At 67.9% G+C, this 13,729-nt stretch carries 16 protein-coding genes; 5 read left to right on the top strand and 11 right to left on the bottom strand.

Annotated elements, in window-relative coordinates; translation table 11 throughout:
• Positions 1–25: 25 nt before the first annotated feature.
• The 4 genes from lgt (at position 26) to VHA82_RS06420 (ending at position 4,057) form a co-directional block, all read left to right on the top strand.
• Entirely contained in the window at positions 26–868 is an 843-nt protein-coding gene (lgt, locus tag VHA82_RS06435; RefSeq protein WP_325541756.1) for a prolipoprotein diacylglyceryl transferase, read from the top strand.
• A gap of 109 nt (positions 869–977) precedes the next feature.
• On the top strand, positions 978–1,961 hold the full coding sequence (locus tag VHA82_RS06430; RefSeq protein WP_325541402.1) for a Bug family tripartite tricarboxylate transporter substrate binding protein: 984 nt from the start codon (positions 978–980) through the stop codon (positions 1,959–1,961).
• A gap of 47 nt (positions 1,962–2,008) precedes the next feature.
• Complete coding sequence (locus VHA82_RS06425; protein ID WP_325541400.1) at positions 2,009–3,532, top strand: malonyl-CoA synthase; 1,524 nt, start codon at positions 2,009–2,011, stop codon at positions 3,530–3,532.
• A 99-nt stretch (positions 3,533–3,631) separates the two neighbouring features.
• On the top strand, positions 3,632–4,057 hold the full coding sequence (locus VHA82_RS06420; protein ID WP_325541398.1) for a DUF1810 domain-containing protein: 426 nt from the start codon (positions 3,632–3,634) through the stop codon (positions 4,055–4,057).
• Positions 4,058–4,108: 51 nt separating this feature from the next.
• Here the strand turns inward: VHA82_RS06420 and VHA82_RS06415 are convergent, their stop codons facing one another.
• From VHA82_RS06415 to VHA82_RS06400, 4 genes are all read right to left on the bottom strand, one after another.
• The gene (locus VHA82_RS06415) at positions 4,109–4,657 is read right to left on the bottom strand and encodes a hemerythrin domain-containing protein (RefSeq protein ID WP_325541396.1); all 549 of its coding nucleotides are present in this window, start codon (positions 4,655–4,657) and stop codon (positions 4,109–4,111) included.
• Entirely contained in the window at positions 4,654–7,080 is a 2,427-nt protein-coding gene (locus VHA82_RS06410) for an adenosylcobalamin-dependent ribonucleoside-diphosphate reductase (protein ID WP_325541394.1), read from the bottom strand. Before VHA82_RS06410 ends, VHA82_RS06415 begins: the two co-directional genes overlap by 4 nt.
• A gap of 117 nt (positions 7,081–7,197) precedes the next feature.
• Positions 7,198–7,620 carry a universal stress protein gene (locus tag VHA82_RS06405; protein WP_325541392.1) on the bottom strand — a complete coding sequence of 141 codons (423 nt, stop codon included), beginning with the start codon at positions 7,618–7,620 and terminating at the stop codon, positions 7,198–7,200.
• Between the two features lie 14 nt (positions 7,621–7,634).
• On the bottom strand, positions 7,635–8,078 hold the full coding sequence (locus tag VHA82_RS06400; RefSeq protein ID WP_325541390.1) for a universal stress protein: 444 nt from the start codon (positions 8,076–8,078) through the stop codon (positions 7,635–7,637).
• 130 nt (positions 8,079–8,208) lie between these two features.
• Between VHA82_RS06400 and VHA82_RS06395 the strand changes: the two genes are divergently transcribed.
• Positions 8,209–8,757: a hemerythrin domain-containing protein gene (locus VHA82_RS06395; RefSeq protein ID WP_325541388.1), complete on the top strand. Its 549-nt coding sequence runs from the start codon at positions 8,209–8,211 to the stop codon at positions 8,755–8,757.
• Between the two features lie 54 nt (positions 8,758–8,811).
• Here VHA82_RS06395 and VHA82_RS06390 read toward each other — a convergent pair whose 3' ends face one another.
• From VHA82_RS06390 to rquA, 7 genes are read right to left on the bottom strand one after another with little or no spacing between them, the layout of a single operon-like run.
• On the bottom strand, positions 8,812–9,078 hold the full coding sequence (locus VHA82_RS06390; RefSeq protein ID WP_325541387.1) for a hypothetical protein: 267 nt from the start codon (positions 9,076–9,078) through the stop codon (positions 8,812–8,814).
• 23 nt (positions 9,079–9,101) lie between these two features.
• Positions 9,102–9,554 (bottom strand): protein tyrosine phosphatase family protein, encoded by a 453-nt coding sequence (locus VHA82_RS06385; RefSeq protein WP_325541385.1) that lies wholly within the window; start codon positions 9,552–9,554, stop codon positions 9,102–9,104.
• Between the two features lie 42 nt (positions 9,555–9,596).
• On the bottom strand, positions 9,597–9,929 hold the full coding sequence (gene frdD / locus VHA82_RS06380; RefSeq protein WP_325541383.1) for a fumarate reductase subunit FrdD: 333 nt from the start codon (positions 9,927–9,929) through the stop codon (positions 9,597–9,599).
• Entirely contained in the window at positions 9,920–10,333 is a 414-nt protein-coding gene (locus tag VHA82_RS06375) for a fumarate reductase subunit C (RefSeq protein ID WP_325541381.1), read from the bottom strand. Before VHA82_RS06375 ends, frdD begins: the two co-directional genes overlap by 10 nt.
• Positions 10,330–11,088, bottom strand: a complete 759-nt coding sequence (locus VHA82_RS06370; protein WP_325541379.1) for a succinate dehydrogenase/fumarate reductase iron-sulfur subunit — start codon at positions 11,086–11,088, stop codon at positions 10,330–10,332. The genes VHA82_RS06375 and VHA82_RS06370 overlap by 4 nt, the downstream gene beginning before the upstream one ends.
• A complete protein-coding gene (frdA, locus tag VHA82_RS06365) occupies positions 11,081–12,874 on the bottom strand; it encodes a fumarate reductase (quinol) flavoprotein subunit (RefSeq protein WP_325541377.1) in 1,794 nt (597 codons plus the stop codon). Before frdA ends, VHA82_RS06370 begins: the two co-directional genes overlap by 8 nt.
• Positions 12,871–13,593, bottom strand: coding sequence for a rhodoquinone biosynthesis methyltransferase RquA (gene rquA, locus VHA82_RS06360; RefSeq protein WP_325541375.1), 723 nt, complete (start codon positions 13,591–13,593; stop codon positions 12,871–12,873). Before rquA ends, frdA begins: the two co-directional genes overlap by 4 nt.
• Positions 13,594–13,729: the final 136 nt, after the last annotated feature.

The following is a 13,729-nucleotide window of genomic DNA, read 5'->3' as shown; positions in this document are numbered from 1 at the left end:
CAAGCTGCGCCACAATAACCGCATGGTGCTGCAATACCCGCAATTCGATCCCATCGCATTCCGGCTCGGGCCGCTCGCCGTGCACTGGTACGGGATCACCTATCTCGTCGCGTTCGGCCTCTTCATGCTGCTTGCGCGGCTGCGCCTGAAGCACGAGCCGTTCGCCTCCGTGACGGGCCCGGGCGAGTGGGCGGCGAAGGACGTGGAGGACATGCTCTTTCTCGGCGTGATCGGCGTGATCGTGGGCGGCCGCCTCGGCTACTGCCTCTTCTACAAGCCCGATTTCTACCTGGCCCATCCGCTGCAGATCTTCTACGTGTGGCAAGGCGGCATGAGCTTTCACGGCGGCATGCTCGGCGTGATCCTCGCGCAGCTGTGGTTCGCGCATTCGCGCGGCAAGCCCTTCTGGCAGGTCATGGACTTCGTGGCGCCTTGCGTGCCGCTCGGCCTCGCGATGGGGCGCGTGGGGAATTTCATCAACGGCGAACTCTGGGGCCGCCCAGCCGACCCGTCGCTCCCGTGGGCGATGGTGTTTCCGCAAAGCGGCTCGCTCGTGCCGCGCCATCCGTCGCAGGTCTATCAGTTTCTGATGGAGGGCGTGCTGCTGTTCGTCATCCTCTGGATTTACGCGCGCAAGGAGCGCCGGCCCGCACAGGTATCCGCGGCGTTCCTCGTGGGCTACGGCGTCTTCCGCTTCGCGGCCGAGTACTTCCGCGAGCCCGACGCGTTCCTCGGCATCCTCGCGCTCGACATGACCATGGGCCAGTGGCTGTGCGTGCCCATGATCCTCCTGGGCGTGCTGCTGTGGGTGTGGGCCGAAACGCGGAGCGAAGCGCCGCCGCGGCGCACCGCGCAGGCGCGGCGCTGACTTGCCCGCCGCAAGCGGCCACCAGGCACGGCGCAGGGACAAATCCCGATTTCGGGCCGCAAGGCCGGGCTGTACCGTCGCATTCCGGACGACAACATTGGAGACAAGCATGCCTTCCCGCCATCTCAAGCGCCGCGAGCTGATGGGCGCCGCTGTCGCGGCCGTGTTCGCGCCCGCGCTGCGGGCGCAGTCCGCCTGGCCCGCCCGGGCACCGACACTCGTCGTCCCTTTCCCCGCGGGCGGCGGCACCGATGCATTCGCGCGGCCGCTTTCCGCGCAGTTCGCCAAGCAGACGGGCAAGCAGCTCGTGATCGAGAACCGCGGCGGCGCGGGCGGCACGGTCGGCGCGGGCATCGCGGCGCGCTCGGCAGCGGACGGCTACAGTTTCTTCATGGGCGCGGTGCACCACACCATCGCGCCCTCGATCTATCCGCACCTCGACTACGACCTCGAGCGGGACCTCGTGCCGCTCACGCTGGTGGCGACCGTGCCGCAGGTGATCGTCGTGAATCCGAAGAACATGCCGATGCCCGATTACGCGGCGTTCCTCGCGGCCGTCCGGAAGAGCCCCGGCCGCTACAACTACGGCTCGGCGGGCACGGGCACGTCGCACCATCTCGCGGGCGAGCTCTTCAAGCAGCAGACGAAGACGTTCATCACGCACATCCCCTACACGGGCGCCGGCCCCGCGCTGCGCGACCTCGTGGGCGGGCAGGTGGACCTGATGTTCGACGGCCTCGGCTCGTCGGCCGCGCACATCAAGGGCGGCCGCATCAGGCCGCTCGTGGTGGCCAGCGCGAAGAGAAACCCCGCCATCCCCGACGTGCCCGCTGCGCCGGAAGTGGGCCTGCCCGACTACCTCGTGAGCACGTGGTACGGCATCTGGGCGCCCAAGGGCACGCCCGCGGATGCGCAGCACCGCTTCATCGACGAGGTGCGAAAGGCCCTGCAGTCCGAGGAGCTGAAGGCGGTCTGGGCGCAGAACGGCGCGGACTTCCCCGACCTCACGCAAGCGCAGTTCGCGCAGCACATCGGCAGCGAAATCAGGCGCTGGGCCGTGGTGGTGAAGGCATCGGGCGCCAGGCTGGATTGAAAGTACCGGGCACGGGAAGTACGAGACAGACACGAGCGCCTTTGCGAATGACGAATGAAAATCTGTTCGCGGTCCTCGCGGCCGCATTTCCGCGCGAGCGGGATTCCATCGCGATCGAAACCGGCGACGGCCTCGCGTACAGCTGGCGCGACCTCGACCGCGCGAGCGCGATGCTTGCGAACCTGCTCGAGTCGCTGAAGCTGCCCGCGGGTTCGCGCATCGCCGCGCAGGTCGACAAATCGGTGGAGGCGCTGCTGCTGTATCTGGCGACGCTGCGCGCGGGCCACATCTTCCTGCCGCTCAACACGGCCTACCGCAAGGCGGAGATCGAATACTTCCTCGGCGACGCCGAACCGGCGGTCGTCGTGTGCTCTCCCGGCGACTTCGGCTGGGTGAGCAAGCTCGCGTTCGCGGCGGGAACGCGCCACGTCTTCACGCTGGGCGACGACCGCACCGGGTCGCTGCTGGATCGCGCCGCGCACATGGCCGACCGCCACGAAATCGCCGCGCGCGGCGCCGATGACGTCGCGGCCATCGTCTACACGAGCGGCACGACCGGGCGCAGCAAGGGCGCGATGATCACGCACGGCAACCTCGCCTCCAACGCGCGCGTGCTGAAGACGTTCTGGGGCTGGCAGCCGGGCGACGTGCTGATCCACGCGCTGCCGATCTTTCACGTGCACGGCCTCTTCGTCGCCGTGCATGGCGCGCTGCTCAATGCGAGCCGCATGATCTGGCTCGCGAAGTTCGATCCGAAGGTCGTGATCGGCAAGATGTCCGAAGCGACCGTCTTCATGGGCGTGCCGACGCTTTACGTGCGGATGCTGCAGGAAAAGGCGCTCACGAGGGAGGCGGCGGCGAACATGCGCCTCTTCATTTCGGGCTCCGCGCCGCTCCTGCTGGACACGTTCGACGAATGGAAAGCGCGCACGGGCCACACGATCCTCGAGCGTTACGGCATGAGCGAGACGGTGATGCTGACGTCCAATCCGTATCGCCCCGTAGAGGCGCGGCGCGGCGGCACGGTCGGCTTCCCGCTGCCGGGCGTGGGCGTGCGCATCCGCGCGGCCGACGGCACCGAGGTGTCCGTGGGCGAGATCGGCGGCATCGAGGTGAAGGGGCCGAACGTCTTCAAGGGCTACTGGCGCATGCCCGGGAAGACGAAGGAGGAGTTCACGGCCGACGGCTGGTTCAGGACCGGCGACGTGGGCCGCATCGACGCCGAGGGCTACGTGACCATCGTGGGCCGCAGCAAGGACCTCATCATCAGCGGCGGCTACAACGTGTACCCGGCCGAGATCGAGGCGCGCATCAACGAGATGCCCGGCGTGGCCGAAAGCGCGCTCGTGGGCGTGCCGCATCCGGACTTCGGCGAAGTGGGCGTGGCGCTCGTGGTCGCGAAGGCGGGCGAGCGGCCGGACGGGGACGCGATCGTCGCAAAGCTCAAGGCCGAACTCGCGAACTTCAAGGTGCCCAAGCGGTGCTTCGTGGTGGACGAACTGCCTCGCAACGCCATGGGCAAGGTGCAGAAAAACGCGCTGCGTGCGCGGCACGAGCGTCTGTTCCTCTGAGGCGGCTCGTCACGGCACCGGCCGCGGCGGCGGCAGCGGCAGCGGGGACTATCGTGCACTGGGCTTGGCTCCCGCCCGGGGCGCGTCTAAAGTTCACGCATGCCCGACGCGTTCGATCCGCAGCGATTTCTTGCGGCGCAGCAACCGGTGATGGAGTCCGTTCGCCGGGAGCTTCGCTCGGGACGCAAGCGCACGCACTGGATGTGGTTCGTCTTCCCGCAGCTTCAGGGCCTGGGCACGAGCGCGATGGCGCGGCGGTTCGCGCTCGATTCCATCGAAGAGGCGCGCGCCTATCTGGCGCACGACGTGCTCGGGCCGCGGCTCGTGGAGTGCTGCGGGCTGCTTCTGGCCGTGCAGGGCCGCAGCATCCACGACATTCTCGGCTGGCCCGACGACATGAAGTTCCGCTCGTGCCTCACGCTGTTTCAGGCGGCGGCGCCCGCGGAGCCCGTTTTCGGCAAGTGCCTCGACAAGTACTACGGCGGCCGGCCGGACGACAGGACGCTCGATCTGCTGCGGGGCTGATGCGGCGTAAGGCGGGGGAGGGGGAGGGGGAGGGGGCGCGGAAGCCGCGATTCAGCCGTTGCGGCGCCGATGCATCTCCTGGCCCATCGCGCGCTGCGTGGCCGCGTCGATGAGCGGCCGGGCCGCCGGATAGGCGATGCGCTCCTCGGTCTCGGCGTGGCTCGCGTTGATGCCCGCGAAAGCATCGAATTCCTCGATGTCCGCGGGCGTGAGGCGTTCGATCGTGACGTCGGCCACGCCTTGCAGCACCTCGCGCACGCGCTTCCACTGCGCCTCGATCGCGGCGTGCTCCTGCAGCAGTTGCCCGGCCACCGAGGCGGCGTCGTCGTCGCCGCGCGCGAAGATCGGCGGAAAGACGTGCAGTTCCTCGTCGCGGTGATGCTGCGGCGCGGCCTGGTCGAAGTAGCGAATGATGTCGCGGGCGGCCTGCCGCGCCTCCTCGTCCACGCCGTGTTCGGCCATGTGCGCCTTCAGTCTGGCCATGAGCGCGAGCATGCGGTGCAGGCGCTCGTGGCAGGCCTCCATCATCTCGAACGGCTGGTCGAAGCCGGCGGACTTGCCGCCGCCGGCCAGAACGTCTGGATTCACGGTGAAATTCATCCGCACGCTCCTACGTGGCCGCAGTTGGTACAGAAGTCGCAGCCGTCCTTGCGGATCATCGCATGCGCGCCGCATTCCGGGCATTTCGCACCGGCGAGTGTGGGCATCCCGGCCTGCGCGATGTCCGCGGCTTCGGCGGGCGGCGTGCCGAGGTTCGCCACCGGCTCGCCGCGACGGCGCGCGATGATGTTCTGCACCGCATACGCGATCGCCGCCACCTCCGAGTCGTGCCAGAGCGGCACGGGCGTGCCGTCGGCCTTCGTGTATGTGCCGAGCCTTACCGGCCCGCGATCCCATGCGACCTTGCGCATGTCCGCGAGCGCGCGTTCGAGAAAGCCGCCGCGTGCGGCGAGCGACAGCAGGCGCATGCTGGAGGTGATCCACTGCTGCGACTCGCCGCTCTGGCCCACCGGCATGAAGAACTCGATGGCGCGCTCGCGGCCGTCGGCCAGCGGCAGGAACGAGACGACCAGGTAGAGCGTCTGGCGGCCCTGCTGGGTCCAGAACTCGATCTTCTCCACGACGGCCGGAAGCGTTCCCTTCGGGCGGCTTTCGATCATCGAGCGCATCGGATCGGGCGCGAGCGCGACCGCCGCCGCGCCTTCGGGCTCGCTCGCGACGGGGGCCGCTTCCGACAGCACGGCGCCCAGGATGTCGTTGGGCCGGTAAGTCGCCAGGCCCTTCAGTCCCGCGCGCCAGGCTTCGAGGTAGAGACCCTGGAAGTTCTCGAACGGGTAGTCCTCGGGAATGTTCACCGTCTTGGAGATCGCGGTGTCCACGAAGGGCTGCACCGCCTGCATCATCGCGAGGTGGCTCGCGGCCGGCATCTCGAGCGCGGAGACGAAGGCGGGCGGCAGCTTCGTCATGTCGCCGCCGAGCGAGCGGTAAAGGCGCCACGCGTGGTCTTCCACGTCGTACTCGGCGAACTGGCCGTCGCCTTCGCGCTTTCTGCGGCGATACGTCCACGCGAACGGCGGCTCGATGCCGTTGGACGCGTTGTCCGCGAAGGCGAGGCTCACGGTGCCCGTCGGCGCGATCGAAAGGAGGTGGCTGTTGCGGATGCCGTGTTCGCGGATCGCTGCCTTCACCGGCTCGTCGAGGCGGCTCGCGAAGGTGCCCGCTTCGAGGAAGCGGGCGGCATCGAACATCGGAAAGGCACCCTTTTCGCGTGCGAGGTCCACGGAGGCACCGTAAGCGGCGTCGCGCATGCAGCGCGCGATGCGCGCGGCCATGTCGCGGCCCTCGGGCGCGTCGTAGCGCAGGTTGAGCATGCACAGCGTGTTGCCGAGGCCCGTGAAGCCCACGCCGATGCGCCGCTTGGCCTGGGCCTCCTTGCGCTGCTCAGGCAAGGGCCAGTAGGTGAGGTCCAGCACGTTGTCGAGCGCGCGCACCTGCACGGCGACGGCCTGCGCGAAGGATTCGAAGTCGAACTCGGGCATGCCGCCGAAGCCGAAGGCGTGGCGCACGAACCGCGTGAGGATGACGGGGCCGAGGTCGCAGCAGCCGTAAGGGGGCAGCGGCTCCTCGCCACAGGGATTCATGCTTTCGATCCGTTCGCAATACCGCAGGTTGTTGTCGCGGTTGATCGAATCGAGAAAGAGGATGCCCGGCTCGGCGAAGTCGTAGGTGGACTTCATCACCGTGTCCCAGAGTGTCCTGGCCGGCAGCGTGCGATAGACCCAGAGGCCGTCCGGCCGCGCGTGCGCGCCCTGGGCGATGAGCTGCGGCCCGGGCTTGCCCTTGTGCACGAGCGGCCAGTCGCCGCCCGCGAGCAGCGTGCGCATGAATTCGTCGGTGACGCCGACCGACACGTTGAAGTTGTTCCAGCGTCCGGGTGTGCGCTTGGCGGTGATGAATTCGAGCACGTCGGGGTGATCGATGCGCAGCACGCCCATCTGCGCGCCGCGCCGCGCGCCCGCGCTTTCGACGGTCGAACACGAGTGATCGAAGACGTCCATGTAGCTGCACGGCCCCGAGGCGAGCGACGCGGTCGCGCGCACTTCCGCGCCGCGCGGGCGAATGCGCGAGAAGTCGTAGCCGACGCCGCCGCCGCGGCGCATCGTCTCCGCGGCTTCGCGCAGGGCTTCGTAGATGCCGGGGTAGCCTTCGTCGTCCGTGCCCTGGATGCAGTCGCCCACGGGTTGCACGAAGCAGTTGATGAGCGTTGCCTGCAGCCCCGTGCCCGCCGCGCTCATGATGCGGCCCGCCCCGATGGCGCCGCGGTTCAGGTTGTCGAAGAAGCGCTGCTCCCACAGCGCGCGCAGCGGCTCGGCCTCGACGCTCGCGAATGCGCGCGCGACGCGGCGAAAGAGTTCCTCTTCGTTCGATTCGCCGTGTTTCAGGTACTTCTCGCGCAGCACGTCGATGCCGATCGGCTGCGCCGCAAGCCGGGGCAGGGCGGCGGGGTCGGGTTCGCGTTTCATGCGGGGGCTCCAGGGGGATCCAGGACCGGTGTCTGCAAGGATAGCCTGTTCGGCAAGTCCACATGGCAGAGGGGAATCGGGACCCGCGCCGGGTGCGCGGATCGAGGGCGCGGCTCGCTACTTGACCAGCAGGACCGGAATGTCGGACTGCGTCACCACATTCTGCGCGACGCTTCCCATGAGCACACGCCCCATGAGCCCGTGGCCGTGCGTGCCCATCAGGATCATCTGCGCCTTCTCGCGCTTCGCCATGCGCACGATCTCGAGCGGCGGATGGCCCACGAGCGCGACGGTGCGGAACTTCACCGCGTGCTTGCGAAGGAACTTTTCGATCGGCGCGAGCACCTTCTGCGCTTCCTCCCGCTGGTACTCCGCGACAACGCGAGCGCCGAGCAGCGACTTCACGCGCGGCGGGGCGGGCGGCTCGACGTGCACCACGACGAGTTCGCCTTCTTCGCCAAGCAGCCCTTCGTGCGTGAGGACGAAGCCGAGGGCCTTCTTCGTGTAGCGGCTGCCGTCGGCCGCAAACAGGATCTTCATTGCCACTGCTTCCTCTAGCGCAGCACGAGCACCGGCACGTTGCAGTGCGTGAGGACGTGCTGCGTCTCGCTGCCCAGCAGGAGGCGCTTCAGGCCCTTCCTGCCGTGCGAGGCCATCACGACCAAGTCGCACTTGTGCTTCTTCGCCGCGGCGATGATCGACTCGGCCACGAGGTCGGACCGCGTGATCGCGGACTTCGCTTCGACGCCCGCCTTTTCCGCGATCGTCTTCACGCGGTCGACCATGGACTGGCCGTGCTCGACCCATTGCCGCTCGATGCGGCCCACCTGGTCGTCGCTCAGCGCCACGCCGCCGTCCCAGTAGGACATCGGATAGCGCGGCACGACGTGCAGGGCGACGAGGTCGGCGCCCGTCACGGCGGCGAGCGACACGGCGTTGCGCACGGCCTTGTCCGAAAGGGACGAGCCGTCGGTCGTGACGAGGATGCGTTTGTACATGGCTTCGACTCCTGTGTGTGCGATGCAGTCAGCTTAGGAGCGCCCCGCGCGCGCCCCGTTGATCCACGTCAACGCGGTGCGCGCGATGTGTCCGTAACCTGCGGTGGAAAGAGAGAAAGAAAGCATCTTCATGTCGTCGAGTCCCATCGCCCTGTGGCATCAGGAACACATGTACTTCAGCCGGCTGCTGCGCCTGCTGCAGCGGGAGGTCGACGCGTTCCATCTCGGCGAGACGCCCAACTACGCCCTGATGCTGGACGTCATCTCCTACCTGCGCGAATACGGCGACCAGGTGCATCATCCGCGCGAGGACGAAGTGTTCGCGCGGCTCGCGCGCCGCAGCCCGGACCGCGAGCTGACGATCGCGCGGCTGAAGCAGGAGCACCGCATCATCGCCCATGCGGGCGAACACCTGCGCGAGCTGCTGGAAGAAGCGGCGGACGACGCCATGATGGCGCGCGCCGAAATCGAAGTGGCCGCGGCGACCTACCTGGTCTACTACGGCAACCACATCCAGAAGGAAGAGGAAGACATCCTCCCTCGCGCGGGCATGTTGCTCACGGCCGAGGACTGGGAGGCGGCGAAGAATGCCGTGCCGCACCGCGACGATCCCGTCTTCGGGCCGAACCCCGCGGAGCGCTTTCGCGAACTGCGCCGGAAGATCGCGGGCGAGGCGTGAGGACGCGCGCGCAGGTTCAAATGGTCGAAGCCGAGAACCGGCATCGCGGTTGCCTCAGGGATTGCTCACGAAGACCATGCCGAGGAAGCCGACCGAAAGCGTCTTGTCGCCCGCGGTCGTGTACGAGGCGACGACCAGCGAGTGGTAGTTGGAGGCGAACGCGGTGAGCGAGCCAAGGCCGAGCGCACCGGCCAGCGGACTGCGCTCGGCGACCGCGTCGCGGATCTTCTGGCGGTGCCGCTCGGGCGAGGGATTGAGGACGGCCGCGATCAGCAGCGCGGCCAGCACCACGATGATCGAAACGAGTGCGCGTCGGGGCATGAGGGACAAGCTCCTGTCTTTGTTCAACGGGCCAACACCGTGGCGATGAACGCGGACCATACCGCATTGGGCTGCCAGAGGCCATGCATCAGCTCGAAGGCGCGTTTTGCGTCCCAGCCCATTTCACGCACGCGATAAAGGCCGAGGAAGGCCGACACGCGCATGTTGGCGGCGCAGTGGATCCACGTCTTTTCGCTCTCGTGGCTGCGCATCGCATCGAAGAAGGCATCGAGGTCCTCCTCCCGGGGCGAGCCGAACTGCACGGGAATGTGCACATACCGCATGCCGAGCGATTCCACGGTGCCGCGTTCGTCGGGCAGCGAATAGCGCGGGTCGTCGTGCAGGCCGAGGTTGATGACCGTGCCAAAGCCGGCGGCGGCGATGGCGCCGAGCTGCTCGACCGTGGGCTGGCCGGACGTGGCGAGCCTATCGTCGACGAAGCGGCAGTTGTGGATGGAGGCGAGGTCCGCGGGCATGAGCCGCATTGTGATTCATGCCGGACCCCACGGTGATGGACGTCAGACGGACAGGAGCGCGGCCGCGGCAACGACCGTGATCGCCATCGCCACGCCGTAGCACGCGAGCTTCACGCCGAACGTCTTGCGAATGCCGACGTCGTGCAGGCTGCACAGGATGCGATGCACGGCATGCCACGCGAAGAGCGACACGACGGCGAAGAGGAACAGCTTCGCGAGCGCATGATGCGCGAACGACGCCGCTTCGCGATACGTGAGCGCCTCGGGGGTGAAGGCCGTGACGATCACGAGCGCCGGCCCGAGGAGCGCGGCAAGCATCCCGCCCGCGCCGAACAGCAGCCAGAAGATGGGTGAGTGCGAGCGCTTCAGTTCCATGCACGCCACCCCACGGCAAGCAGAAGCACCGCGACACTCGTCACGCCCGCGGCGACGAAGCCCGCGCGCGTGACCGCTCGCGCCGGCACGCGCCGGCCGCCCACGAAAAGCATCGGCATCGTCTTGGGCATGATCTCGAACCAGCTCTTCGCATGCACGATGAAGGACAGGAGGATCACGGCGTGCAGCAGCATCGCCAGAGGCGAGCGCACCGCCGCGACCCAGCCGCCGAACGCCGCCTCGCCCTGCGCGAGCCGCACGAGGCCCCACGCGAGGACGATCGAATAGGCGAGCACCGCGAACGCCGTGAGCTCGCGTGCCATGTAGCGCGCGAAGAAGGGGTCGCGCTTCCACCAGCGGTTCATGCCGCGCACATACGGGCCATTCACGCGGGGCTCGTTCATTCGCGGCCTCCGCGCGGCATCAGAAAGCGCAGGAAGTAGTCCCTCGCGCTATTCACCTTGTTCTGGTTCACCGCGTTCGCCGGGTCCACGTGCTTCGGGCAGACCTCCGAGCAGTAGCCCACGGCGGCGCAGCTCCACACGCCCTCGGCCGCGTTGAGCGCAGGCATGCGCTCGGCCGCGCCGCCGTCGCGCGAATCCGCGTTGTAGCGATGCAGGAGCGCGAGCACGCCGGGCCCGATGAAATCGGAGTCGAGCCCGAACTGCGGACACGCCGAATAGCACAGCATGCAGTTGATGCACGAGCTGAACTGCTCGAACCGCTCCAGCTCGTGCGGCGTCTGCAGGTACTCGCCCTGCGAGAGATCGCGCTTTTCCTTCGGGATGAGCCAGGGCTTCACGCTTTCGAGCTTGCGAACGAACTGCCCGACGTCCACGATCAGGTCGCGCTCGATCGGGAAATGCTGCAGCGCCTCGATCCTCACCGGGCCGGGCAGCAGGTCGCGCAGAAAGGTCTGGCACGACAGGTGCGGCTTGCCGTTCACCATCATCCCGCAGCTGCCGCAGATCGCCATGCGGCAGGACCAGCGGAAGCTCAGGCTGCCGTCCATCTCGTCCTTGATGTACTGCAGCCCCTGCAGCACCGACATGTCGTCGGTGTACGGCACCGAATAGCTTTGCCACACGGGCTCGCTTTCCTGCTCGGGGCGGTAGCGCAGCACCCGGATCTCGATCGTCTTCGCGCTTGCGCTAGACATGATGCGCCTCCAGCGCTTCTCGTTCGGCCGCTTCGCCCGCGGCGCCGTACGCACGTGTCGCGGGCTGCGAAGTCGTGATCTTCACCGCGCTGTAATCGATCGCGGGCGGACCGTCGCCGTTGTAGAAGGCGAGGCTGTGCCGCAGGTAGTTCGCGTCGTCGCGCTCGCCGTGGCCGTCCAGGCGTTGATGCGATCCGCGCGACTCGAGCCGGTGCAGCGCCGAATGCGCCATCGCTTGCGCCACGTCGAGCAGGTAGCCCAGCTCGATCGCGAGCAGCCATTCGGTGTTCCACGCGCGCGAGCCGTCGTCCAGGCGAACGTTCCTGTAGCGCTCCTTGAGCTCGGCGAGCTTGTCGCAGGTCGCCTGCATCGCGTCACCGGTGCGGTAGATGCCGCAGCCGTCTTCCATCGACTGTGCCATTTCGCGGCGCAGGGTGGCGATGCGCTCGGTTCCCTTTTCACGGGTGACGAACGATTGCGCCCACGCGCGAACGTCTTCGGCCTGCGCGTGCAGGATCGCCGCGTCCGCCTCCGGCGCGGCTTTCGCGTATTGCGCGGCTTCCTCGCCCGCGACCTTGCCGAACACGATGAGCTCCGTGAGGGAATTGGAGCCGAGCCGGTTCGCGCCGTGGATGCCGACGCTCGAACATTCGCCGACGGAATAGAGTCCCGCGAGCGGTGCGGCCGTCTTTCCATCTGCGAGGATGCCGCCCATCGTGTAGTGCACGGCGGGCAGCACGGGGATCGGTTGCGTGGCCGGATCGACGCCCAGGTATTGCACGGCCAGTTCGTAGATCTGCGGCAGCCGCTCGCGCAGCTTCTTCTCGCCGAGATGCCGCAGATCGAGATGCACCACCTCGCCATGCGGCCCGCCGGCCGTGCGGCCCTTCTGCTTTTCGTGCCAGTACGCCTGCGAGAGGCGGTCGCGCGGGCCGAGCTCCATGAACTTGTTGCGTGGCTTGTCCCCGGCCGGGCCGAGTCCGTAGTCCTGCAGATAGCGATAGCCGTCCTTGTTCAGCAGGAAGCCGCCTTCGCCGCGGCAGGCCTCGGTGAAGAGCAGGCCCGTGCCGGGCATGCAGGTGGGGTGGTACTGCACGAACTCCATGTCGCGCAGCGGCACGCCGTGGCGGTATGCGAGCGCCATGCCGTCGCCCGTGACGATGCCGCCGTTGGTGTTCTCGCGGAACACGCGCCCCGCGCCTCCGGTGGCGATGATCACGGACTTCGCCTGGATCAGGGTGAACTTGCCGGTGGCGATCTCGATCGTGACGACGCCGCCCACGCGGCCTTCGTCCACCAGCAGGTCGACGCAGAAGTGTTCGTCGAAGCGGCGGATCGAGGCGAACCGCATCGACGTCTGAAAGAGCGTGTGCAGCATGTGAAAGCCGGTCTTGTCCGCGGCGAACCAGGTGCGCTCGATCTTCATGCCGCCGAAGGCGCGCACGTTCGCGTGGCCGTCGTCGCGACGGCTCCAGGGGCAGCCCCAGTGCTCCATCTGCACCATCTCCTCGTGCGCATGCGCGACGAAGTACTCGACCACGTCCTGCTCGCACAGCCAGTCGCCGCCGGCGACCGTGTCGTGGAAATGCGCCTCGAGGCTGTCGTGCGGCTGCGTCACGGCCGCGGCGCCGCCTTCGGCCGCAACCGTGTGGCTGCGCATCGGGTACACCTTGGACACGAGCGCCACGGTGAGGGACGGGTCCTTTTGCGCCACGGCGATCGCGGCGCGCAATCCCGCGCCGCCCGCGCCGACGATGGCGACATCGGCCCGGAACGATTCCATCATTTCGTGAGCACCAGTTTCTGGTACAGGCCGCCGAACCACGTCTGCTTCGTCCACGACGCGGGCTGAAGGCGCGCGGGGAGGAAGTCGAGCACTTCGTTTTCCCACAGGTCGAATGCATACGGCTCGAGGTAGCGGAACACGCGCCTCATCAGCCATTTGAGCGGATGACGCGGCACGGGGTTGTGGTAGTCCACGATGATGACCCGGCCGCCCGGCTTCACCACGCGCATCGCTTCCTTCAGCGTGCGGCGGCGGACGTTGTCGGGCTGCTCGTGCAGCAGGAAGAAAAGCAGCACCTGGTCGTAGCACGCGTCCGGCGCGGCAAGCGACGAGGAGTCGCCCTGCAGCAGCGCCACGCGTTCGTCGGGCGGCATCTTGGCGGCCAGGTTCTTCAGCTGGATCGGGAGGATGTCGACGACGTCCAGGCTCGCATCGGGCGCGAGCCGTTCGCGCAGCTTCGGCGTGAGGTTGCCGTACACGCAGGCGATCTGCAGCGTGCGGCCACGGATCTCTTCGCCCAGGTCGGCGAGGGCCGCGTCGCGCAGACGCCCGTAGTTGCCGAAGAGGATCAGATTGACCAGCCACTCGCGCTCGAACACGTGCACGGCCTTCGGATGGACATAGGCCCACCAGTAGACCTGCTCCAGGTAGCGCGGCACGGGAAGCGGCGCGTGCTTGCTGCCGGGCAGGGCGGCTTCGAAGGTGGTCGGCGTGGACATCGCTGCTGATCCTTCCGTTGATTGGATGGCGCCCATCTTGGGCGGCGGCGCGACGCGCCGGTTTGCGTTAGGTCAAGCGCGCGCGACGCTCGCCTCGTTGATCCACGTCAACGGGGCTTGCCGTGGGCGCGCGCAG

It is taken from the genome of Ramlibacter sp. (assembly GCF_035548915.1).
In the GTDB taxonomy this organism is placed as follows: domain Bacteria; phylum Pseudomonadota; class Gammaproteobacteria; order Burkholderiales; family Burkholderiaceae_C; genus Ramlibacter.
This window is presented reverse-complemented; position numbering and strand designations above follow the sequence as displayed.